Below are 22,562 nucleotides of genomic sequence, written 5' to 3' on the forward strand. Positions count from 1 at the left end.
GATGATTTGTATCAGAATATAATTGTAAAAGAGGTATAAGATGGTATTAACAGAACAAAAACGCAACTATTTAGAAAAATTGAGCACCAAAGAGGGTGTGATCTCAGCCTTGGCCTTTGACCAACGTGGTGCCTTGAAACGCCTCATGGCTCAATATCAAGACACAGAACCAACAGTAGCTCAAATGGAAGAATTGAAGGTCTTGGTGGCTGAAGAATTGACGCCATTCGCATCTTCTATGCTCTTGGACCCTGAGTATGGCCTTCCAGCGACCAAGGTCTTGGATGCAGAAGCAGGTCTCTTGTTGGCTTATGAAAAAACTGGCTACGACACTTCTAGCACAAAACGTCTGCCAGACTGCCTTAACCTTTGGTCAGCTAAACGCATCAAAGAACAGGGCGCAGATGCAGTGAAATTCTTGCTCTACTATGATGTGGATAGTGCAGAAGAACTCAACCAAGAAAAACAAGCCTACATCGAACGCATTGGTTCAGAATGTGCTGCAGAAGAAATTCCATTCTTCCTTGAAATCTTGGCTTATGATGAAACTATTGCGGATGCCGGATCTGTAGAATATGCGAAAGTAAAACCTCGTAAGGTCATCGAAGCTATGAAAGTCTTCTCAGACCCACGCTTCAACATCGATGTCTTGAAGGTAGAAGTGCCAGTCAATGTCAAATACGTTGAAGGCTTTGGCGATGGAGAAATCGTTCATAGCCGTGAAGAAGCGGCAGCCTTCTTTAAAGAACAAGAAGAAGCAACCAACCTTCCATACATCTACTTGAGTGCCGGTGTTTCTGCAAAACTCTTCCAAGAAACCTTAGTCTTTGCTCATGAGGCAGGCGCGAACTTCAATGGAGTCCTCTGTGGCCGTGCAACTTGGGCTGGTTCTGTAGAAGCCTACATCAAGAATGGGGAATCAGCAGCTCGTGAATGGCTCCGTACCGAAGGTCGTCGCAATATTGAAGAGCTCAACCAAGTCTTAGACCAAGTCGCAACTTCTTGGAAAGAGCGTATTTAATTTTCTTAGTTCCTAACGTATCAAATAGTCTTTCTAGAAAAATCTAGAAGGACTATTTTTTGTTTCTATGCAGGAGTAGTTCCGTCATTCATCAAAAATTGGTTCCCAATGTTCATAAATCTGATTAAGCTTTCATTCACTATTCAAATGACTTCTGATTTGTAAGGATTTATGTGATAATTTCACATTACAATCGAAAAAAAGAGTGTTTTACAGTATAATAGTTTTATTAGAATGAAGGAGTTGGCGTATGGAAAGGATCGTATATAGAGAAGCAAGGCTAGATGAGTACAAGCTAATTGGAAAAGTCTGCGCTGATGCTTTTATGGATTATCCATTTTTAACCGTCATTAAAGAAGATTTAAAAAAGCCTGAATACTTTCCGGCCTTTATTGATCTATTGCATACCTTGTTAGTCAAGCTCTACATCAAAGGGGAAACTTGCCTAGTTGCTGAACGAGATGGAGAAATTATAGCTGTAGGACTCTTGCAACAAAAAGATTTCTCAATGGTCTCTTACCTACTAAATGGAATTTTCAAGTTATTCCGTTACATTAGCCCTTGGAAATTAATGAAATATCTGGACCTGGTGGAGCGTTCGGAGCAACATTTGAAAAAATCCGGAAACTTCGACTGGTATTTAATGATGTTTGCTGTGAGCCCAACTGTTCAGGGCCAAGGACTTGGTAGTCATTTCCTCCAAAACGGGATTGAACCTTATGTCAAGGCCAAAGGTTGTAAGCGTCTAGGTTTGATTACCAGTACCCAGCAAAATGTTTTCTTCTATGAAAAAAATGAATTCGTCCTATTAGATTCTATGGTGCTTGACTATGGAAACCAAAGTGTTGGAAACTGGGCTTTTTTAAAGACCCTTGATGACGAATCCTAGATGATTAAAAAAAGGAGCTCTTGGGGCTCCTTTTAGTGTGCAAACAATTATTTAGTTTTTTTCTGTTCTGGATCCAGCTTGGTTTGTTGATGCTTGATATAGGTCAGTTTTTCCTCTCGGCTCTTCCGTTTAAAGAGTGCTTCGGCTGACATAGCAGCTCTTTTGTCGGGGAAAGACTCTTGGTAGATCAAGGTCACAGGAAGTCTGGGACGTGTATATTTGGCGCCTTTGCCAGCATTGTGGGTTTTGATACGGCGTTCGATATCGGTGGTGTAGCCAGTATAAAGGGTCCCATCTGCACACTGGACTACATACATATAAGCTTTAGTTTCCATAATAAATCTCATGAATCTCCGGCGTATAGCTTCCATCTTCCTCATGGATGAACAGTGGAGGCAGAATTTTTAGACCATCTCGCGATCCATCTTTAATGGCCTCAATGAGAAGCATGTTGGCATCTTTATGGACCTTGGGATAGACAAATTGAATCCGTTTAGGAGCCAGATTGTAGTGTTTCATGGTTTCAATGATATCTAAGAAGCGATCCGGACGATGGACCATGACGAGTCGGCCATTGGACTTGAGAGTCCGTTGGGCCACTTGACAAATTTGGTCCAAATTGGTGGTGATCTCGTGACGTGCTAGCAAATAATGAGGGCTCTCATTTAAATTGGAATGCTCGTCCACTTTAAAGTAGGGAGGATTACAGAGAATAAGGTCGATTTTACTACCAGGGAAATGGTGGGGCAAATTTTTTAAATCATCGGTAATCATGGACATACGGTCGGAGAGGTCATTCAATTGGATGGAACGCTCTGCCATGTCGGCGAGTCTTTCTTGTATCTCCACTCCAACGATGGTTGCTTTGGTGCGCGTGCTAGCGAAGAGTCCGACAGCGCCATTGCCGGCACAAAGATCAACAATCAGACCACGGTTGGGCAACTTAGGAAAACGTGACAAAAGGACACTATCAATAGAATAGCTAAAAACTTCTCTGTTTTGAATGATTTTCACATCGCTTGAAAATAGTTGGTTGACGCGTTCGCCGTCTTTTAATTCGATATCGTTCATGGCTCTATTATAGCATGAAAAGAGGGCGGGGAAAAGCATAGAAAGGGATAAGAAAAAATAAGGACAGAACTTTTGTTCCATCCTTATCCAAGAGTTGTTTAATCAAATTCATATTTTTGATAAATGGTCGCCAAGATGAAGATTCCCGTAAAGAGAGCCATCAAGGCAAGGTAGACTGGGAAGGTCACAGCTGTCAATGTTCCGATTTCAATCAGACCTTTCAAGTAAAAGGCAGAGAGATAGAAACCGCAGACAGAGAAGATAATTAAGAGACCTCGCCAGATATTGAGTGGCAAGCAAGCCCGAATAACGGACAAGAAGCCAATAGATCCTAACAAGTAGTAGGAAAGGGTAGACATGTCCAGGCTAGACCAGCCATGATGAGCTCCCCATAAACGAACAAATAAGACGCTAAAGACAACCATCAAGGCATTTGGTAAGGCCAGATGCAAGGAGCGTTTGAGGAAGTGTTTTTCCACTGGCTTAATGTTTCGTTCAAAGGTTAAGACAAATGGAGGGAATCCTTCGACAAACTGGTCAATCAGTGTAATCTGAATCGGAATAAATGGGAAGATCAACAAGTAGTTGATGTCAAATAAAAGGGCACTTGCGATACAAATAATCGCCAGAATGAAGGAGTAGATCGTCTTAATAAAGAAGATAGGAGCGATTCGTCCAATGTTATTGACGACCCGACGACCTTCAAAGAGAATTTCTGGAACATCATTAAAGTCAGAGTTTAACAAGACGAGATTGGCAATTTGACGGGTTGCAGGATCGCCTTCGGCCATCACGATGGAGCAGTCAGCTTCTCGTAAGGCTAGGATATCATTGACCCCGTCCCCCGTCATGGCAGTGGTTCGACCAGCGGCCTTGAGGGTTTGAATCAAAAGTTTCTTCTGATGAGGAGAAACCCGTCCAAAAATGGCTGTACTTTCAGCTAGGTCCACCAACTCATCGTCCTCAATCTTAGAACAGTCAATATAACTTTCGTAGCTTTCAAAACCAGCTTCCTTAGCAATGTAAGAAACAGTGACAGGATTATCACCAGAGATGATTTTGAGATCCACATCTTGGGAGCGAAGATAATCCAAGGTTTCGGCAGCCCCTTCGCGGATTGGATCGAGGATTTCAATGACGGCGATCGCTTCTACATCACTTGGCAAGGTCAAATCATGCATATCGATGGCTTCTACACTGCGAGCTAAGATCAAGACCCGAGATCCATGGGCTTGGGCTTCCAATACCGCTGGAGGATTTTCTTTGAGGAGCATTTCTGGTGCCCCCAAATAAACGGTCCCCAAGTTTGTCAGAGTCATGGCACCCCATTTTCGATCACTTGAAAATGGAATGATTGATTCGGCTGTATAAGCGTGTTCTAACTCGCCATATGCTTTGCGGATAGCTTGGGCAGTTGGGTTGTTATCCTCAGAATTTTGCATATAGGCAGCGAGAATAACTTCGATAGTTTCTTCAGAAAAGTGTTCAGACAGGGAGTGAATGCCTTTGACGGTCATTTTTCCTTGGGTGATGGTTCCTGTCTTATCCAAACAAAGAGTATCAACACGAGCCAAGGTTTCCACAGAGTACATCTCTTGGACCAAGACCTTGCGCATCCCTAACTTGATCACGGCTGTCAAGAGAGAGGTCACTGTCAGAAGGGCAATCCCTTTTGGCAACATGCCTAAGAGAGCAGTGGAAGAGGTAATCACAGAATCTTTCATTGGAAGCAGTTTAATTAAAAAGGCTTCACAGAAGAGAGCAATTCCAAATGGGATAATAATCTTTCCAGTAAAACTAGAGATTTTTGCGAGATTATAGAGAATGCGGGAATTGATGGGTTTGAGAGTTTTTGCCTCTACCATTAATTTATTAGCATAGTTATTGGCCCCCACACGACTGACACGAGCGTAGACCTGACCACTCGCTAAGAAGCTTCCGGATAGAAGTTCATCTCCCTCTTCCTTGAGAACCAAGTCACTTTCTCCTGTGAGCATGGCTTCATTGGCTTCAGCAACTCCCTTTTGAACGATGGCATCACTCGGAATTTGGTCTCCAGCTGATAGCTTAATCAGGTCGCCAAGGACGATTTTCTCTGGATCAATGGTTTCTTCTTCCCCGGCTCGGATGACAATGACGAGCTCCTTACTCATCAAATTCAATTTATCAATCATCCGTTTAGCGCGGAGCTCTGTGGCAATTCCGGATAAGGCATTAAAGCAGATGACTGCAAAAAAGACCAGGTTGCTCCAGGCTTGTACCGCAACCAAAGCGAGGGCGATCACAAAGTTCAAAGCATTAAACAAGGTGAAGACATTGCGCTTGATGATTTGCCAGGTACTGGTACTGGTATTCGCTTTAAATTCGTTGGTTTGGCCACGCTGTATTTTTTTGCGGACCTCTTCATGGGTTAATCCCTTTAATTCATTCATTTCCATAAAAACATCATATCATTTTTTTAAGAAAAAGACTAGGTGCAGTCGGTTTGTTGACTCATCCAGTTTTTGAAAAGATTTGCGGGGAAGAGAAGGATAAGGTATAATGGATAAACAAGAGAATTATCAAAGGAGAAAGCATGTTTTATACCTATTTACGTGGCTTAGTGACCTTTATTTTATGGGTTCTGAATGGAAATGCTCATTACCATCATAAGGAACTGATTCCGAGCCAAGAGGAAAATTACATTCTCGTAGCTCCTCATCGAACTTGGTGGGATCCTGTCTACATGGCCTTTGCGACCAAACCCAAGCAATTTATCTTTATGGCTAAGAAGGAACTCTTTACCAATCGGATTTTTGGATGGTGGATTCGCATGTGCGGGGCTTTCCCAATTGACCGTGAAAATCCAAGTGCAGCAGCGATAAAATACCCAGTGAATATGCTCAAAAAAAGCAAGCGTTCCTTGATTATGTTTCCAAGTGGAAGTCGCCATTCTCAGGATGTTAAGGGTGGAGTTGCCGTGATTGCCAAGATGGCCAAGGTACGTATTATGCCTGTCACTTATACGGGTCCAATGACTTTGAAAGGACTAGCGACCTGTGAACGGGTTGACATGAACTTTGGGCACCCTATTGATATCTCTGATATTGCAAAAATGAATGATGAGGGAGTGGAAGAAGTTGCAAGACGTATCCAGGCTGAGTTTGATCGCTTAGATGCGGAATCTCAGGCACTGCGCAATGACCGGAAACCTTTTATCCTCATCCGTTTATTGAAGTTTTTATTGTTGCCATTTGTCTTGGTTGTCGCTTTACTGACCCTCTTGTTTAGTTATATCGCAAGTTTCGTTTGGGATCCAGACAAGCATCGGAAGGACTAATGAGTTTTCTTGAGAACAAGAATGTCAAAAATCATGTGATTTTTGACATTCTTTTTTTATTTCTTCGATTTTTTACGAATAATAAAAATAAAAGGGGTATTTATGGAGACGTGGATTGAGAAGATCAAGGAATATAAACTGTTTTTAGGTTTGGCTGCTGTGGGGCTAGTAATGGGAGGAGTATTTCTCTTTTGGCCTAAGCAACCTCCACAAGCACCGGAAACTGTCATTTCCCAGTTAGAAATGGTGGATCAGGAGACTTCTCCTAAGGAAGAGACAAGCCTCCCTTCTAGCTCTCAACAGAGGAGTGAGGAAAAGACGGACTCCTCTCAAGAGAAAATTATGGTGGATGTGAAGGGTGCTGTTAGACAGGCAGGGGTCTACGAACTTCCAGTGGGGAGCCGGGTCTATGATGCTGTCCAAAAAGCAGGAGGGATGACAGACGAAGCCAACAGCCAATCCGTCAACTTAGCGCAAAAATTGGAGGATGAGTCCATCGTCTATGTTGCTAAGAATGGAGAGGAGGTAGCGCCTGTTGCGTCCGCATCTGCATCTGCTGGGACGACCGGTGGCGAAAAGCAGTCAAAAGATGGAAAGGTAAATCTCAATACGGCAACAGAAGCAGAACTACAGACGATTTCTGGGATAGGTCAAAAGCGAGCCCAAGATATCATTGCTTATCGAGAGGAAAAAGGAAAATTTCAGTCTGTTGATGAACTGAAAAATGTTTCTGGGATTGGCCAAAAGACGTTAGAAAAGTTAAAAGAGCATGTTACAGTGGATTAGAAGTCTCAACATTCATCCATTTCATCTCACCCTGCCGGTTTTAGCTCTCTATTATTGGATGTACAAGGGACACTGGCTTGCTTCGATCTTCCTTCTGGCCTTCTTCATCTTGTTTAGAAGACGCTACGATGGCAAACGATTTCTGTGCCTCATAGGGTTTCTTTCCCTCTTTGCCCTTTGTTTTGCTTTCCGGATCGAACAGGGAAAACAAGAGTCAAGCGATCATAGGGTCCCAAGGGTCATTCAGCTTTTACCGGATACCATCAAGGTGAATGGAGATGCTTTATCCTTTCGTGCCAAGTCAGGTAGCCGTACTTTTCAGGTTTTCTACCAGCTTCAGTCAGAGGAAGAACAAGCCTATTTTAAACACCTGGATCAGGGGCTAGAATTACGGATCAAAGGGGAATTGGAAACACCGACAAAACAGCGTAATTTTATGGGCTTTGATTACCAGGCTTATCTGAAAACACAAGGGATTTATCACCTTTTGAAAATCAGTCACATTCTTGAAAAGAGACCTGCTGAGCCTAGAGATTTCATAGGGTTGCTGTCTAGTTGGAGGCGAAAGGCCCTTGTATGGGTTCACCAGCATTTTCCCCAGCCCATGAGTCACTACATGACAGGCCTGCTTTTTGGTTTTTTAGATGTAGAGTTTGAAGAAATGAGCCAGCTGTATTCGAACTTGGGTATTATCCATCTGTTTGCCTTGTCGGGCATGCAGGTTGCCTTTTTCTTAGAAGCCTTTAGACGCTTTTTTCTACGTTTGGGACTGGAGCAGGAAAAGGTTGCCTACCTCCTCTATCCGTTTTCGCTTCTTTATGCTGGGATGACAGGCTTTTCGGTTTCGGTCGTTCGAAGCCTCTTACAGAAACTCCTGGCCCAGGCTGGGCTCAAAGGAATGGAGAATATGGGGGTCACTCTCCTCTTGTTAGTCCTTCTTTTACCATCCTCCTTGTTGACTGCTGGAGGTCTCTTATCCTGCGCCTACGCCTTTGTATTGACGCTAACCTCTTCTGAAGAGGAGAAGGAGGGAATCCGAAAAGTCATCAAGGAGAGTCTAGTGTTAACACTAGGGGTTCTTCCTTTTCTCCTTTTTTTCTTTGGAGAATACCAACCCTGGTCCCTTCCTCTAACCTTCATTTTTTCTCTCTTATTTGACCTTCTGTTGTTGCCAGGACTGAGTGTCGTTTTTCTCCTCTCTTTTCTGTATCCCTTGACCTTCTGGAATCCTTTCTTCGTCTGGATGGAAAAAAGTATGGAGTATCTAGCGGGCTTCACTAGTCAATCCTTGGTTTTCGGGCAGCCAAGCATTTACTATTTCATCTTGCTCTTGTGCTTGCTAGCTTGTCTCTATGAGATGCGAAAGGTTAAGAAATGGAGATACCTGTTCCTACTCTTAGTATGCTCTGTATTTGCCCTTGTGAAGCATCCTTTAGAAAATGAGATTACTATCATTGATATTGGTCAAGGTGATAGTATTTTACTACGTGATTGGCGTGGGAAAACCATCCTAATTGATACAGGAGGAAAAGTGGACTTTGGCCAAAAGGAGGCATGGAAGAAGCGAAGGTCTACTAGCAATGCAGAACGGACCCTGCTTCCCTATCTCAAGAGCAGGGGGATTGACCAGATTGATCATATGATTCTCACGCATACTGACACAGATCACATGGGAGATTTGGAAGTGCTCGCGACTAAGGTTAGGATAAAGGAAATCAACATTTCCAAGGGGAGCTTAAAAAAAGACTCTTTTGTCCGTTTGCTCAAACGGTTGAACTTACCGGTAAAAACGTTGGAGGCTGGTGATCAATTGTCGATCTTTGATGGGAGTGCAGAAGTCCTCTATCCGGTAGAAATAGGAGATGGGAGTAATAACGATTCCATTGTTCTTTATGGTCGCTTTTATGGGTTGTCCTTCCTTTTTACAGGAGATTTAGAAGAAGAAGGGGAAAAGACCTTGTTAGCCCGTTATCCTCAACTGCGCGTAGATGTCCTCAAAGCAGGCCACCATGGTTCTAAGGGTTCTTCTCACCCTGCCTTCTTAGAGAAAATACAAGCAAAAATTGCCCTGATATCTGCAGGCGAAAAAAATCGTTATCAGCACCCTCATCAGGAAACCTTGGAGCGTTTCAAAGAGTTACAAATGACTGTTTTTCGTACAGACCAGCAAGGAGCGATTCGTTTTAGAGGGTGGAATCAGTGGACGATTGAAACCGTTCGATAGGAGCTGTTTGATTTCTAGCTTGAAAATTGCTATGATAAAGTCAAGGAAATGAGGTTACAAGTATGAAATCATTACAGTTGTTTTGGACGCAATATGCTGATTTTTCAAGAAGATCAGATAGAAAAGAATTTTGGATCAGCCAAGCCTGGCATTTACTATTTACAAGTCCATTTTGGATTTACCAATTGGTCTTACTCTTTTCAAATTCGAAATCAGAGGAAGAGGTGATTCCCTTGACCGGGATGGACGTTTCAGCTTGGTTCAGCATTTTTTTTCTCCTTTATCTCTATCTTATTTTTGTTCCCCAGCAAGCAGTAGTCGTTCGGCGTTTGAGAGATGCAGGTCTTCATTGGTCTTTGATTTTCCTATTTCTAGGCCCTATCTTGCTCTACCTTTTATCTCCTATTTCCATTTTTCTAGTCTTAGCTCTTGCGGGTTTGCTCTGCTTGGCTTGTCTCCTGGTCCTTCCAAGTGCTAGACTTGCACAACCGGACCAGAATGCTTCTCAAGGATTTGCTTCGACGAGTCCCGAGGTCTCTTCGCCAAGTATGCCATCCCATTTGATGGATCCCAACAGTTTTTCAGCTATTCCCCAGATTGTTTCGGCTCCACCAACTCCACTAGAGAAAGCTCCGCTTGAAAAGAAAATGGAATCGGAACAGCCCCAGCATCAGTTTAGAGAGTGGAATGAGGTACCTTCAGAACATGCAGGCTTTACAAACAATTAAAAAAATCAGTGCCGAGAACCTTCCTCCTATCCTGGTTTTATCAGGGGATGACATCGGTCAGTTTGAGTGGATGAAAGAGCAACTTTTAAAGAAAGTTGGCTACGATTCGTCTGATTTGAACTATTCCTATTTTGACATGAAGGAAACAGCTTATTCTGAAGTCGAGCTTGACTTGGTTAGCCTTCCATTTTTTGCGGACGAAAAAATAGTGATTTTGGATCATTTTGTCGATGTGACGACCGCAAAAAAAAGATACCTGACGGATGATGAATTGCAGTCCTTTGAAGGATACTTATCAGCACCTTTAGAAACAACTCGCTTGATTGTCATTGCGGAAGGAAAACTGGATAGCAAACGAAGAATTGTCAAGCTTTTAAAAAGGGATGCCCAGTTGCTAGAAGCAACTGAATTAAAGGAACAGGAGTTGCGTGCCCATTTCGCGGAAGAGATCAAGTCTCTAGGGCTAGCGATTGATTCACAAGCCTTCGACCAACTTTTGATCAAATCTGGCTTTGATTTTAGTGAGATTCAGAAAAACTTGGAGTTTCTTAAAACCTACAAGGGAGCTTCAAGCATCACTATCACAGATATAGAAGAGGCTATTCTGAAGACACTCCAAGATAATCTGTTTGATCTGATCCAGATGATTCTAAAGAAACAAATTGATTCCGCTCGCAGTTTGGTCAAGGACCTTCGGCTGCAAGGAGAGGATGAAATCAAGCTTTTAGCCATTTTATTGAGTCAGTTCCGCATCTACACACAGGTCAAGCTGTTGAAGCAAGAGGGACGAACAGAATCCCAAATCGTTTCAGACCTATCAGAGCTGACCGGTCGAAAAGTAAATCCCTATCAAGTCAAATTTGCTCTAAGAGATAGTAGAGGGATATCTTTAAGCTATTTGGAGCAGGCGATTTGTCTTTTGATTGATACCGACTTCCAAATGAAATCGGGAACCTATGAGAAAGATTATCTATTTGATTTGGCTGTACTAAAGCTAGCTAACCCATCTGTGTAAGCAGAATAGTTGAATAAATTTGATGATTGCGTTATCATTTTTATATACATAAAGAAATAGAGGTATTTTCCATGGCAATTATTTTACCAGATCTTCCGTACGCATACGATGCATTGGAACCATACATTGATGCTGAAACAATGCACTTGCACCATGATAAACACCATCAAACTTACGTAAACAATGCAAATGCAGCTCTTGAAAAACACCCTGAAATTGGTGAAGACCTTGAAGCTTTGTTGGCAGATGTAGAGTCGATCCCAGCTGATCTCCGCCAAGCGCTTATCAACAATGGTGGTGGACACTTGAACCACGCTCTTTTCTGGGAATTGATGACTCCTGAAAAGACAGCTCCTTCAGCAGAACTTGCAGCAGCAATCGATGAAGCCTTCGGTTCATTCGAAGAATTCCAAGCAGCTTTCACTGCAGCAGCAACCACTCGTTTCGGTTCTGGATGGGCATGGTTGGTTGTGAACAAAGAAGGGAAGCTTGAAGTGACTTCAACAGCAAACCAAGACACACCAATCTCAGAAGGGAAGAAACCAATCTTGGGCTTGGATGTTTGGGAACATGCTTACTACGTGAAATACCGCAACGTTCGTCCTGACTACATCAAAGCTTTCTTCTCAGTGATTAACTGGAACAAAGTTGACGAGCTTTACGCAGCAGCTAAATAAGCTTTCATAATAAAAAAGTTTGAATCAAGAGGTCCCTTAAAGGAGCTTCTCGATTCAGGCTTTTTATTTTTCAAATTGGCCAACATAGTCTCAAATGAATACCCCATTTTAGGAGGGATATTTCTTGCGTTTATACCTGAAAATGATACACTAGAAGAGTATGTGAAAGTGAGGAGAAAGGCTTCCTACATAAGAAAGAAGCCGTATCACTTTTTCTGAAAAAAACTGTACCTCAACAAAAGGGAGAATGAAAATGACAAGTATTACGATTACAAAAGGAGCAGTGGATACGCAACTTTATCTAAAAATGCTCAACCGCCACGGGTTAATTGCAGGGGCTACTGGTACAGGGAAAACCGTGACCCTAAAAGTCATAACTGAAAAATTAAGTCAGCAAGGGATTCCGGTGTTTCTAGCAGATATCAAGGGAGATCTTTCAGGTCTTGCTAAAGCAGGACAATGGACGCCAAAGATGGAAGAGCGCTATAAACTACTTGGTATTACAGATCCTTTTGAACCTCAAGCTTTTCCAGTTCGCTTGTGGGATGTCTTTGGTCAAGCAGGCCATCCGGTCCGTGCAACGATTGAAGGAATGGGCTCTCTTTTGCTAGCGCGCTTGTTGGACCTCAACGAAACGCAAACAGGGATTTTGGCCATCGTCTTTAAATTGGCCAAAGAAAAAAATTGGCCTTTGATTGATTTGAAGGATTTGCAGAGTCTTTTGAAGGAAGTCTATGACCATGCCTCAGAATATTCCGCTCAATACGGAAATATCAGTAAACAATCAGTAGGAGCTATTCAACGAAGCTTGTTAGTGCTAGAGCAAGAGGGTGCAGATCAATTCTTCGGAGAGCCAGCCTTGGACCTTCAAGATTTTATGCAATTGGATAGCAGTGGACGAGGTTACATCAACATTCTATCAGCGACTCGTCTCTTCAACTCCCCTAAGCTCTATTCAACCTTCCTGATCTGGATGTTGTCTCGTCTGTTCGAGACCTTACCAGAAGTTGGAGATCTAGAAAAACCTAAATTTGTCTTCTTCTTTGATGAAGCCCACCTCTTGTTTAATGATGCTAGCAAGCTCTTCCTGGAAAAAGTTGAGCAAGTCGTTCGCCTTATCCGGTCTAAAGGAGTAGGAATCTACTTTATCACACAGAATCCTCAAGATCTCCCTGAGTCTGTATTGGCCCAGCTTGGGAATCGTGTCCAACATGCCTTGCGTGCCTATACGCCAAAGGAAATGAAGGCCATCAAAGTTGCTGCTCAAAGCTTCCGACCAAACCCAGAATTTGATACGGAAACTGTCTTGACGGAGTTGGGAACAGGGGAAGCTCTCGTCTCCTTCCTAAATGAAAAGGGGCAACCAAGTGTGGTGGAACGTTCTTATATTTTGTCTCCACAATCGAGTTTTGATTTGTTAAACGAGAGTGAACAGTTGGCCTTGATTACCAGCTCTCCTTTCCATCAAAAATATGCTGTTCGAGTAGACAATGAATCAGCTTATGAAAAATTGACTGAAAAATCTGCTAGAGAAGAGAAGGAAAAGGAGCGGGAAGAGGAAGATAAAGCAAGAGTTGCAGAAGAGAAGGCCAGTCAAAAACGGAGTCCGGGCCGTCCGCGGAAATCTAGTTTAGAAAAGGCCAAAGATTCCTTTATCAGTTCCTTGTTCCGTACCATTGCGCGTGAAGTGGCAAAACTAATCATGGGATCCTTTAAGCGGAAATAAGACAGTCAAAAGGGGATGGATTCTTAGGATATGAAGAAGGATTGACCTGGAAATCGCTAAAAAATTTCTTCTACAAGAAATCGTTTTCTGAACTGGAAATACCTTGTTATTTTAAAGAGAATCTTTTATAATTAACTTCATATGAAAAAAATATTTAATGTTCGATCGATCATGATTGTGTTGGGGATTTTATTATGTATAGGAGGAGTTGGAGCTTTAACTTACCTCCATCTTTATCAGGCTCCTGCCTCGCCTCTTGCTCAAGAGGGAACGACGCCTCAAGCAGTGGACTCCAAGCAAGAGAAGCAAGCCCTCCAACCTCCTCGTGTCAAAACTCCTGAGGAGAAACAAGCTGTCATGGATCAAGATCGTGAAACCATGGAAAATTTGGGTCTTGTCTATGATTATGCCAATAAAGGCTTGGTAGAAGTTGTACAAGACTATATGACTGAATATGGTATTGATCCTTCCCAAATTACCTTTACCTACAAAAATCCTGCGACAGGCCAACAGTTTTCAATGAATGAGTTACAGCCGATGACAGCTGGAAGTACCTATAAACTGCCCCTCAATATGTTGGTCGTGGATGAAGTCGATGCAGGGAAGTTAAACTTAACGGATGAATTTGATATTACCAATACTTACTACGAGTACCTTGGAGAGCACGATAATTATGTAGCTGCCTTTGGTGGCGCTATGACGATTCCAGATATGCAGCGTTATTCTCTTGTCTACTCAGAAAATACGCCGGCATATGCCTTGGCCGACCGCTTTGGTGGTATGGACAATGTCTATGAGAAGTATAAAAAATATGGAAAATCCCGGGCAGAAATAAAAACCATTAGTCCTGAAAACAAAACGACTTCTGATTACTATATTCAAGTCTTAGACTATCTTTGGAATCACAAAGAAAAATATGCGACCTTGCTAGAATTGATCGGAGAGTCCTTCCCGAATGAATACTACAAACGGTATTTACCAGATTTAGTCATTCAGCAAAAACCTGGTTATGTAGCAGAAGCCCTCAATGTCGAAGCCATCGTTTACGAACAAACACCCTACCTCATCTCGATTTTTACAGCTGGTCTAGGGGGAACTACTCCAGAAAGTACGGAGATCAGTGGCTACGGTCTTCATTTACTTGGTCAACTCTGCTATGTGATTAATGAATGGCACCGTGTAAATGTCAACTAACGATTTAGAACCTTTCCCAAAAACGTTTTGGGAAGGTTTTTTCTTAGCAAAGATAAGTTTCATGGTTAAAATCTTGGTGACATTCTTTGAGGTCAGTGAATAAATATGATATAATAACTAAAGAACCCAAAGAAAGAATAGAAATGATTACAAAAGAAGATTATCAGTTGATTCGCTCCCATCCAGCTTTCTCTGCGATTCCAGTTGAAAAATTTGATAAATTAGCTGTAGAAATTCATTATAGAGAAATCCCAAAGGGACAGATCCTATTTTTTGCCGGTGATAAGCGCGATCGAATTTTTTTAGTGGTAAAAGGCTATGTTCGTATTGAGGAGTTTGACTCTTCAGATACCTTCTCGTATATGGATTACATCAAAGAAGGAGCCGTCTTCCCATACGGTGGTATGTTTACAGATTCCAATTATCACTATACAGCCACTTCCATGACAACCGTTAAATACTTCAGTATTCCTGTTCAGCTTTATGAGGAAATTGTCCAGTCCAGTATGGAACAAGTTCTCTTTATAACGAGAAAACTTTCAAAAATATTGGAATTTCAGGAGTTGCGACTTCGCAATGTGGTTGCAGCCAGTGCCAGTGATCGTGTGATCCAATCCTTAGCTCTACTCTGTAAGGATTATCAAAAGTCTGGGCCAACTATTCCTTTTCCAATGAGTATGAAGGAGTTGGCTAGATTAGCTGCGACGACGAGAGAAACCGTCAATCAAGTGTTAAAGAAGCTCCTAGAAGAGGAGAGAATCGAGTACAAGCATAAGAAATTAACTTTTCTTGATCTTCCATTCTTTTTAGATAGTTTTGAAGAAGCCTAGTAGGGCTTCTTTTGGATTGAAGATAAAGTCTTCTGAAAAACTTTCCTTAGGTGAGTACGGACGTCAGCGAACTTCTACGAAGTTCCATGACTTAGTTTTGAACCTAAGGTTTCAAAACTCCCGAGTGCTTGAAATAATCATGTTTCAAGCACTTTTCTCACGGCGGAAAGTTTTTAAACTTCTTAAATGAAAAAATAATAAAAGTCATTTTTTGAAAATCATCTAGGTGTTTTATGTAAAATAAACTTTGTCTACATTCAAGAAGAAGCCTAGTAGGGATTCTTTTATTTTCTGTCAAAAACGTTAAAAAGTTTCAAAAATCAAATAAAAAAATATTTACTCACAAAAAGAATATATTTAGCAAAATATTCAAAGAAAGCGGTTCATTTTTCATAAAACAAGGGTGATATTTAAAAAAGTGTCAAATTCTTGGCATTCGTAATGGAAGATTGGTTGTGAAAGCGGTACCAATTGGTGATAAAATGAAACATGTAAACGGGATTAGCTAAGCTAAACCGCAAGAAAAAAGGAGGACTATAGATGTCTACACACCCAATTCATGTTTTCTCAGAAATTGGAAAACTGAAAAAAGTTTGTTTGCACCGTCCAGGTAAAGAGTTGGAAAACTTGATGCCTGACTATCTTGAACGTCTTCTTTTTGATGATATTCCATTCTTGGAAGATGCTCAAAAAGAACATGACGCATTTGCTGAAGCACTTCGTAACGAAGGAATCGAAGTACTTTATCTTGAGCAGTTGGCTGCTGAATCATTGACTTCTCCAGAAATTCGTGATCAGTTCATCGAAGAATACCTTGAAGAAGCAAACATTCGTGGACGCCAAACAAAAGTTGCGATCCGTGAATTGCTTCACAGCATTGAAGACAACCAAGAATTGGTTGAAAAAACAATGGCAGGGGTTCAAAAAGCTGAACTTCCAGAAATTCCTGAAGAAGCAAAAGGATTGACAGACCTTGTTGAATCTGACTATCCATTTGCAATCGACCCAATGCCAAACTTGTACTTCACACGTGACCCATTTGCTACAATTGGTAATGCAGTATCATTGAACCACATGTACGCAGATACACGTAACCGTGAAACTTTGTATGGTAAATACATCTTCAAATACCACCCAGTTTACGGTGGAAAAGTTGAACTTGTCTACAACCGTGAAGAAGATACTCGTATCGAAGGTGGAGATGAGTTGGTACTTTCTAAAGATGTATTGGCAGTTGGTATCTCACAACGTACAGATGCTGCATCAATCGAAAAATTGTTGGTAAACATCTTCAAGAAGAACGTTGGCTTCAAGAAAGTATTGGCCTTCGAATTTGCTAACAACCGTAAATTCATGCACTTGGATACAGTATTCACAATGGTGGACTACGATAAATTCACCATCCACCCTGAAATCCAAGGTAACCTTCGCGTCTTCTCTGTAACTTATGAAAACGAACAATTGAAGATCGTTGAAGAAAAAGGTGATTTGGCTGAATTGCTTGCTGAAAACCTTGGTGTAGAAAAAGTTACTTTGATTCCTTGTGGTGATGGCAATGTGGTTGCTGCTGCTCGTGAACAATGGAACGACGGTTCAAATACTCTTACAATCGCACCTGGTGTGGTAGTTGTATACGACCGTAACACTGTTACCAACAAGAAATTAGAAGAATACGGTCTTCGTTTGATCAAGATCCGCGGAAGTGAATTGGTTCGCGGTCGTGGTGGACCTCGTTGTATGTCAATGCCATTCGAACGTGAAGAAATCTAATCATCCTTCTACAGGTTAGACGGGCTCAGTGTCTAAACTGAGCCCTCTAAACTGATTGACAGGATCTTATCATGCATAATAAAAGGAGATAATTAATGACAACTTCAGTATTCCAAGGACGTAGCTTTTTAGCAGAAAAAGACTTTACACGTGCAGAGTTAGAATACCTTATCGGACTTTCAGCTCACTTGAAAGACCTTAAAAAACGCAACATCCAACACCACTACCTAGCTGGTAAAAACATTGCGCTTTTGTTTGAAAAAACTTCAACTCGTACTCGTGCAGCCTTCACTACTGCAGCCATCGACCTTGGTGCTCACCCAGAATACCTTGGTGCAAACGACATCCAACTTGGTAAAAAAGAATCTACAGAAGATACTGCTAAAGTTCTTGGACGTATGTTTGACGGTATCGAATTCCGTGGTTTCAGCCAACGCATGGTTGAAGAATTGGCTGAATTCTCAGGTGTTCCAGTATGGAACGGTTTGACTGACGAATGGCACCCAACTCAAATGCTTGCAGACTACTTGACTGTTCAAGAAAACTTTGGACGCCTTGAAGGTTTGACACTTGTGTACTGTGGTGATGGACGTAACAACGTTGCAAACAGCCTTCTTGTAACAGGTGCTATCCTTGGTGTGAACGTACACATCTTCTCACCAAAAGAACTCTTCCCAGAACAAGAAATTGTTGAATTGGCAGAAGGATTCGCAAAAGAAAGTGGCGCTCATATCTTGATCACTGAAGATGCTGACGAAGCTGTGAAAGGTGCAGATGTACTTTACACTGACGTTTGGGTATCTATGGGTGAAGAAGACAAATTTGCAGAACGCGTTGCCCTTTTGAAACCTTACCAAGTAAACATGGAATTGGTTAAGAAAGCTGATAACGAAGACTTGATCTTCTTGCACTGCTTGCCAGCTTTCCACGACACAAACACTGTTTATGGTAAAGATGTTGCTGAAAAATTCGGCGTAGAAGAAATGGAAGTTACTGACGAAGTGTTCCGCAGCAAATATGCTCGTCACTTTGACCAAGCTGAAAACCGTATGCACACAATCAAAGCGGTGATGGCAGCTACTCTTGGTAACTTGTACATTCCAAAAGTTTAAGACTTTATAACCGTATACCAACAGCTATAGGGGCTGGACTGCTAGCTTTAGTCCTGCCCCTATTTTTTATAGAAAGGGAAAACCTATGTCAAGAAAAATCGTCGTTGCTTTGGGAGGAAACGCCATCCTTTCATCTGATCCTTCTGCAAAAGCTCAACAAGAAGCACTTGTAGAAACAGCAAAACACTTAGTAAAATTAATCAAAAATGGGGATGACTTGATCATCACTCACGGAAATGGTCCTCAAGTAGGAAACCTTTTGCTCCAACACTTGGCAGCAGATTCTGAAAAGAACCCAGCTTTCCCGTTGGATTCATTGGTTGCAATGACTGAAGGAAGCATTGGCTACTGGCTTCAAAACGCTCTTCAAAATGCTCTTCTTGAAGAAGGAATTGAAAAAGACGTTGCTTCAGTTGTGACACAAGTCGTTGTAGATAAGAACGATCCAGCTTTTGTTAACCTCAGCAAACCAATTGGCCCATTCTACTCAGAAGAAGAAGCAAAAGCAGAAGCTGAAAAATCAGGTGCAACTTTCAAAGAAGATGCTGGTCGTGGCTGGCGTAAAGTTGTTGCTTCACCAAAACCAGTGGATATCAAAGAAATCAATACCATCCGTACCTTGTTGAACGACGGACAAGTCGTTGTCGCTGCTGGTGGTGGCGGTATCCCAGTTGTGAAAGAAGCAAATGGTAGCTTGACTGGTGTTGAAGCAGTTATCGATAAAGACTTTGCATCCCAACGTTTGGCTGAATTGGTAGAAGCAGACCTCTTCATCGTTTTGACAGGAGTGGACTATGTCTTTGTAAACTACAACAAACCAGACCAAGAAAAATTGGAACATGTCAATGTCGCTCAATTGGAAGAGTACATCAAACAAGACCAATTTGCACCAGGAAGCATGCTTCCTAAAGTAGAAGCTGCGATCGCCTTTGTAAATGGTCGTCCAGAAGGAAAAGCAGTCATCACTTCACTTGAAAACCTTGGCGCTTTGATTGAGTCTGAAAGTGGAACAATTATCGTTAAAGACTAATTCATGTACATGAGGAGGGGAGTAGATCTTATTTTTACAGGATTTTGTATAAAGATCCTCCCCTTGTTTTTTCTAAAAAAGATTAGGAAAAACTAGTTTTTTAATCTTAAATATGATAAAATGAACATATAGGTAAGCGCTTTCTAAAAGATAAACCTTTTGAAAGAGTCACTCAAACTTTGTTGCGTTAGGAGGATAAGCAAATGAGTGAAAAAGCGAAAAAAGGGTTTAAGATGCCCTCATCTTATACCGTATTGTTAATCATCATTGCGATTATGGCAGTGATGACTTGGATCATCCCAGCAGGGGCTTTTGTAGACGGTGTTTATAAAGCACAACCTCAAAACCCTCAAGGTATTTGGGACGTCTTGATGGCACCAATTCGTGCTATGCTAGGGACTAGCCCAGAAGAAGGGTCGCTGATTAAAGAAACCAGTGCAGCGATTGACGTAGCCTTCTTCATCTTGATGGTTGGTGGTTTCCTTGGTGTGGTCAATGAAACTGGTATGCTAGACACTGGTATTGCTTCTATCGTGAAGAAATACAAGGGTCGCGAAAAAATGTTGATTTTGGTTCTTATGCCTTTGTTTGCCCTTGGTGGTACAACTTATGGTATGGGTGAAGAAACCATGGCCTTCTATCCTCTTCTTGTGCCAGTTATGATGGCCGTAGGATTTGATAGCTTGACTGGTGTAGCCATTATCTTGCTCGGTTCACAGATTGGATGTTTGGCATCTACCTTGAACCCATTTGCAACAGGTATCGCTTCTTCAACTGCAGGTGTTGGTCTTGGTGAAGGGATCATCCTTCGTTTGATCTTCTGGGTTGTCTTGACTGGTCTTAGCACTTGGTTTGTATACAAGTATGCAGATAAGATCCAAAAAGACCCAACTAAATCCCTCACCTATGCAACACGTGAAGAAGATATGAAATTCTTCAATGTTGGTGAAAATGAAGAAGAAGTCAACTCAACACTTACTAAGAAACAAAAACAAGTCTTTGTACTCTTTGTATTGACCTTCGTCTTGATGGTCTTGAGTTTCATTCCATGGTCTGATTTAGGTATTACCTTCTTTGGAGATTTTAACACATGGTTAACAGGCCTTCCAGTAGTTGGTAAGATCATTGGTTCATCAACTGCAGCTCTTGGTACTTGGTACTTCCCTGAAGGAGCAATGCTCTTTGCCTTTATGGGTATTCTCATCGGTATTGTATACGGCCTTAAAGAAGAACAAATTATTTCTTCATTTATGGCTGGTGCAGCTGACCTCTTGAGCGTTGCCCTCATCGTAGCAATCGCTCGTGGTATTCAAGTTATCATGAACAACGGTATGATTACAGATACCATCCTTAACTGGGGTAAACAAGGACTCAGCGGTCTATCTTCTCAAGTCTTTATCGTCTTGACTTATATCTTCTACTTGCCAATGTCATTCTTGATTCCATCTTCATCTGGTCTTGCCAGCGCGACAATGGGTATCATGGCTCCATTGGGAGAATTCGTCAATGTACGTCCTAGCTTGATTATTACTGCCTACCAATCAGCATCTGGTGTCTTGAACTTGATCGCACCAACTTCTGGTATCGTTATGGGAGCTCTTGCTCTTGGACGTATCAACATTGCTACTTGGTGGAAATTCATGGCAAAACTTGTAGTTGCTGTTATTGTAATTACCATTGCCCTCCTTCTTCTCGGAACATTCGTTCCAGCCCTATAAGAAGTAAAGAGGTGATTCCATGAAAATTGAGATTACAAATCAAGTCAAAGATGACTTTCTAGCTTCATTAAAGACTCTGATTTCTTATCCTTCGGTTTTAAACGAAGGCGAAAATGGAACACCGTTTGGACAAGCTATCCAAGATGTCCTTGAGAAAACGTTAGAAATCGCTCAAGAAATGGGCTTTCAAACCTATCTAGATCCTGAAGGATACTATGGATATGCAGAGATCGGTCAGGGGGAAGAACTCCTGGCCGTTCTTTGTCACTTGGATGTTGTTCCAGCCGGTGATTTAGAAGATTGGCAAACGCCAGCTTTTGAGGCGACTCTGAAAGATGGATGGTTGATTGGACGTGGGGTACAAGATGACAAGGGGCCATCCCTTGCGGCGCTTTACGCAGTTAAGAGCCTGCTCGACCAAGGAGTTGTATTTACCAAACGGATTCGCTTTATATTTGGTACAGACGAGGAAACTCTCTGGCGCTGTATGAACCGCTACAATCAGATAGAAGAAAAAGCAGATCTTGGCTTTGCTCCAGATTCGTCCTTCCCATTAACCTATGCTGAAAAAGGCTTGCTTCAAGTGAAGCTCCATGGACCAGGCTGGGAGGATCGTCCCTTACAAGCTGGTCGTGCCCTTAACGTGGTACCAGATAAGGCAACTTATAAGGGGGAACGCTTAGAGGAACTCTTACCAGTGATCGAGCAAAGTGGTGTTAACTATACAGAAGAAGCAGGAGCAGTAACCGTTCTTGGATTGTCTAAACACTCCAAGGATGCGGCTGAGGGTGTCAATGCTATTGTCGGCTTAGCGGAAAGTCTTTCCTTGATCCAGCCTCATCCAGCCCTTCTCTTTATTGCAGATGCCGTTGGGGAAGATGCGACAGGAGCAGCTCTCTTTGGTGAAATCAAAGATGAACCAAGTGGTGCTCTTTCCTTCAATATTGCAACCCTCTCCATTGATGAACAGCAATCTGAAATCGGGATTGATATTCGGATCCCTGTCTTAGCGGATAAGGATGCCTTGGTAGAGCGTTTAACTGAAGTAGCGGCTAGCTATCAACTCCAGTATGAAGAGTTTGATTATGTAGCTCCACTATACGTTCCATTAGATAGTCCGTTGGTGAGTACCCTGATGGCGGTCTACCAAGAGGAAACGGGGGATCAGACCCCAGCTATGTCCTCAGGGGGAGCGACTTTTGCTCGAACTATGGAAAATTGTGTGGCTTATGGTGCCCTCTTGCCTGATGCTCTCCAAACAGAGCACCAGGCGAATGAACGAGCTAAACTGAATGATTTATATCGTGCAATGGAAATCTATGCAGAGACCATTCGACGATTAGCAGGTAAGGAAGCCTAATAGAGATTAGAAAAAAGAGGCTGGGACAAAAGTCCTAGCCTCTCAATTATTTTTGGATTGTTGAGCAAGACGCAGTGGTTGAGTGGGCTCTA

At 42.1% G+C, this 22,562-nt stretch carries 19 protein-coding genes; 16 read left to right on the top strand and 3 right to left on the bottom strand.

Annotated elements, in window-relative coordinates:
• The first annotated feature begins 40 nt into the window (after positions 1-40).
• Entirely contained in the window at positions 41-1,021 is a 981-nt protein-coding gene (gene lacD, locus ADF75_RS06975) for a tagatose-bisphosphate aldolase (protein ID WP_048789612.1), read from the top strand.
• A 250-nt stretch (positions 1,022-1,271) separates the two neighbouring features.
• Positions 1,272-1,910, top strand: coding sequence for a GNAT family N-acetyltransferase (locus ADF75_RS06980; protein ID WP_048789613.1), 639 nt, complete (start codon positions 1,272-1,274; stop codon positions 1,908-1,910).
• A 47-nt stretch (positions 1,911-1,957) separates the two neighbouring features.
• Here ADF75_RS06980 and ADF75_RS06985 read toward each other — a convergent pair whose 3' ends face one another.
• The 3 genes from ADF75_RS06985 to ADF75_RS06995 all read right to left on the bottom strand — a co-directional run bounded on the left by ADF75_RS06985 (position 1,958) and on the right by ADF75_RS06995 (position 5,419).
• A complete protein-coding gene (locus tag ADF75_RS06985; RefSeq protein WP_048789614.1) occupies positions 1,958-2,245 on the bottom strand; it encodes a GIY-YIG nuclease family protein in 288 nt (95 codons plus the stop codon).
• Positions 2,235-2,981 (bottom strand): tRNA1(Val) (adenine(37)-N6)-methyltransferase, encoded by a 747-nt coding sequence (locus ADF75_RS06990; RefSeq protein ID WP_048789615.1) that lies wholly within the window; start codon positions 2,979-2,981, stop codon positions 2,235-2,237. The genes ADF75_RS06985 and ADF75_RS06990 overlap by 11 nt, the downstream gene beginning before the upstream one ends.
• 98 nt (positions 2,982-3,079) lie before the next feature.
• Positions 3,080-5,419 (bottom strand): HAD-IC family P-type ATPase, encoded by a 2,340-nt coding sequence (locus tag ADF75_RS06995; RefSeq protein ID WP_048789616.1) that lies wholly within the window; start codon positions 5,417-5,419, stop codon positions 3,080-3,082.
• A 137-nt stretch (positions 5,420-5,556) separates the two neighbouring features.
• Between ADF75_RS06995 and ADF75_RS07000 the strand changes: the two genes are divergently transcribed.
• The 14 genes from ADF75_RS07000 to ADF75_RS07065 all read left to right on the top strand — a co-directional run bounded on the left by ADF75_RS07000 (position 5,557) and on the right by ADF75_RS07065 (position 22,470).
• Positions 5,557-6,300, top strand: coding sequence for a lysophospholipid acyltransferase family protein (locus ADF75_RS07000; protein ID WP_048789617.1), 744 nt, complete (start codon positions 5,557-5,559; stop codon positions 6,298-6,300).
• A 102-nt stretch (positions 6,301-6,402) separates the two neighbouring features.
• Positions 6,403-7,086 carry a helix-hairpin-helix domain-containing protein gene (locus ADF75_RS07005; RefSeq protein ID WP_048789618.1) on the top strand — a complete coding sequence of 228 codons (684 nt, stop codon included), beginning with the start codon at positions 6,403-6,405 and terminating at the stop codon, positions 7,084-7,086.
• Positions 7,070-9,310 (top strand): DNA internalization-related competence protein ComEC/Rec2, encoded by a 2,241-nt coding sequence (locus ADF75_RS07010; RefSeq protein WP_048789619.1) that lies wholly within the window; start codon positions 7,070-7,072, stop codon positions 9,308-9,310. The genes ADF75_RS07005 and ADF75_RS07010 overlap by 17 nt, the downstream gene beginning before the upstream one ends.
• 62 nt (positions 9,311-9,372) lie before the next feature.
• Positions 9,373-10,038: a DUF805 domain-containing protein gene (locus tag ADF75_RS07015; protein WP_048789620.1), complete on the top strand. Its 666-nt coding sequence runs from the start codon at positions 9,373-9,375 to the stop codon at positions 10,036-10,038.
• Positions 10,016-11,053 (top strand): DNA polymerase III subunit delta, encoded by a 1,038-nt coding sequence (gene holA, locus ADF75_RS07020; RefSeq protein ID WP_048789621.1) that lies wholly within the window; start codon positions 10,016-10,018, stop codon positions 11,051-11,053. The genes ADF75_RS07015 and holA overlap by 23 nt, the downstream gene beginning before the upstream one ends.
• A 71-nt stretch (positions 11,054-11,124) precedes the next feature.
• Positions 11,125-11,730 (top strand): superoxide dismutase SodA, encoded by a 606-nt coding sequence (gene sodA, locus ADF75_RS07025; protein WP_048789622.1) that lies wholly within the window; start codon positions 11,125-11,127, stop codon positions 11,728-11,730.
• A 253-nt stretch (positions 11,731-11,983) separates the two neighbouring features.
• Entirely contained in the window at positions 11,984-13,456 is a 1,473-nt protein-coding gene (locus ADF75_RS07030) for a helicase HerA-like domain-containing protein (protein ID WP_048789623.1), read from the top strand.
• 141 nt (positions 13,457-13,597) lie between these two features.
• Complete coding sequence (locus ADF75_RS07035; protein WP_048789624.1) at positions 13,598-14,650, top strand: serine hydrolase; 1,053 nt, start codon at positions 13,598-13,600, stop codon at positions 14,648-14,650.
• A gap of 143 nt (positions 14,651-14,793) precedes the next feature.
• Positions 14,794-15,480 (top strand): Crp/Fnr family transcriptional regulator, encoded by a 687-nt coding sequence (locus ADF75_RS07040; RefSeq protein WP_048789625.1) that lies wholly within the window; start codon positions 14,794-14,796, stop codon positions 15,478-15,480.
• A 540-nt stretch (positions 15,481-16,020) separates the two neighbouring features.
• A complete protein-coding gene (gene arcA / locus ADF75_RS07045) occupies positions 16,021-17,250 on the top strand; it encodes an arginine deiminase (protein ID WP_048789626.1) in 1,230 nt (409 codons plus the stop codon).
• 95 nt (positions 17,251-17,345) lie between these two features.
• Positions 17,346-18,362, top strand: coding sequence for an ornithine carbamoyltransferase (gene argF, locus ADF75_RS07050; RefSeq protein ID WP_023022690.1), 1,017 nt, complete (start codon positions 17,346-17,348; stop codon positions 18,360-18,362).
• Positions 18,363-18,447: 85 nt separating this feature from the next.
• Positions 18,448-19,392 (top strand): carbamate kinase, encoded by a 945-nt coding sequence (gene arcC / locus ADF75_RS07055; protein ID WP_048789627.1) that lies wholly within the window; start codon positions 18,448-18,450, stop codon positions 19,390-19,392.
• 203 nt (positions 19,393-19,595) lie between these two features.
• A complete protein-coding gene (locus ADF75_RS07060; protein ID WP_048789628.1) occupies positions 19,596-21,110 on the top strand; it encodes a YfcC family protein in 1,515 nt (504 codons plus the stop codon).
• A gap of 19 nt (positions 21,111-21,129) precedes the next feature.
• Positions 21,130-22,470, top strand: a complete 1,341-nt coding sequence (locus ADF75_RS07065; protein ID WP_048789629.1) for a dipeptidase — start codon at positions 21,130-21,132, stop codon at positions 22,468-22,470.
• Positions 22,471-22,562 lie beyond the last annotated feature (92 nt).

Source organism: Streptococcus sp. 1171_SSPC (genome assembly GCF_001069335.1).
GTDB lineage: Bacteria > Bacillota > Bacilli > Lactobacillales > Streptococcaceae > Streptococcus > Streptococcus xiaochunlingii.

What these genes read in the sequence shown, in the direction of transcription:
- ADF75_RS07010 (WP_048789619.1), top strand. Translation starts at nt 7,070, where the DNA reads ATGTTACAGTGGATTAGAAGTCTCAACATTCATCCATTTCATCTCACC.
- ADF75_RS07005 (WP_048789618.1), top strand. Translation starts at nt 6,403, where the DNA reads ATGGAGACGTGGATTGAGAAGATCAAGGAATATAAACTGTTTTTAGGT.
- arcC (WP_048789627.1), top strand. Translation starts at nt 18,448, where the DNA reads ATGTCAAGAAAAATCGTCGTTGCTTTGGGAGGAAACGCCATCCTTTCA.
- ADF75_RS07065 (WP_048789629.1), top strand. Translation starts at nt 21,130, where the DNA reads ATGAAAATTGAGATTACAAATCAAGTCAAAGATGACTTTCTAGCTTCA.
- argF (WP_023022690.1), top strand. Translation starts at nt 17,346, where the DNA reads ATGACAACTTCAGTATTCCAAGGACGTAGCTTTTTAGCAGAAAAAGAC.
- ADF75_RS06980 (WP_048789613.1), top strand. Translation starts at nt 1,272, where the DNA reads ATGGAAAGGATCGTATATAGAGAAGCAAGGCTAGATGAGTACAAGCTA.
- ADF75_RS07035 (WP_048789624.1), top strand. Translation starts at nt 13,598, where the DNA reads ATGAAAAAAATATTTAATGTTCGATCGATCATGATTGTGTTGGGGATT.
- ADF75_RS07000 (WP_048789617.1), top strand. Translation starts at nt 5,557, where the DNA reads ATGTTTTATACCTATTTACGTGGCTTAGTGACCTTTATTTTATGGGTT.
- ADF75_RS07060 (WP_048789628.1), top strand. Translation starts at nt 19,596, where the DNA reads ATGAGTGAAAAAGCGAAAAAAGGGTTTAAGATGCCCTCATCTTATACC.
- ADF75_RS07015 (WP_048789620.1), top strand. Translation starts at nt 9,373, where the DNA reads ATGAAATCATTACAGTTGTTTTGGACGCAATATGCTGATTTTTCAAGA.
- ADF75_RS07040 (WP_048789625.1), top strand. Translation starts at nt 14,794, where the DNA reads ATGATTACAAAAGAAGATTATCAGTTGATTCGCTCCCATCCAGCTTTC.
- ADF75_RS06985 (WP_048789614.1), bottom strand. Translation starts at nt 2,245, where the DNA reads ATGGAAACTAAAGCTTATATGTATGTAGTCCAGTGTGCAGATGGGACC.
- sodA (WP_048789622.1), top strand. Translation starts at nt 11,125, where the DNA reads ATGGCAATTATTTTACCAGATCTTCCGTACGCATACGATGCATTGGAA.
- ADF75_RS06990 (WP_048789615.1), bottom strand. Translation starts at nt 2,981, where the DNA reads ATGAACGATATCGAATTAAAAGACGGCGAACGCGTCAACCAACTATTT.
- ADF75_RS06995 (WP_048789616.1), bottom strand. Translation starts at nt 5,419, where the DNA reads ATGGAAATGAATGAATTAAAGGGATTAACCCATGAAGAGGTCCGCAAA.
- lacD (WP_048789612.1), top strand. Translation starts at nt 41, where the DNA reads ATGGTATTAACAGAACAAAAACGCAACTATTTAGAAAAATTGAGCACC.
- holA (WP_048789621.1), top strand. Translation starts at nt 10,016, where the DNA reads ATGCAGGCTTTACAAACAATTAAAAAAATCAGTGCCGAGAACCTTCCT.
- ADF75_RS07030 (WP_048789623.1), top strand. Translation starts at nt 11,984, where the DNA reads ATGACAAGTATTACGATTACAAAAGGAGCAGTGGATACGCAACTTTAT.
- arcA (WP_048789626.1), top strand. Translation starts at nt 16,021, where the DNA reads ATGTCTACACACCCAATTCATGTTTTCTCAGAAATTGGAAAACTGAAA.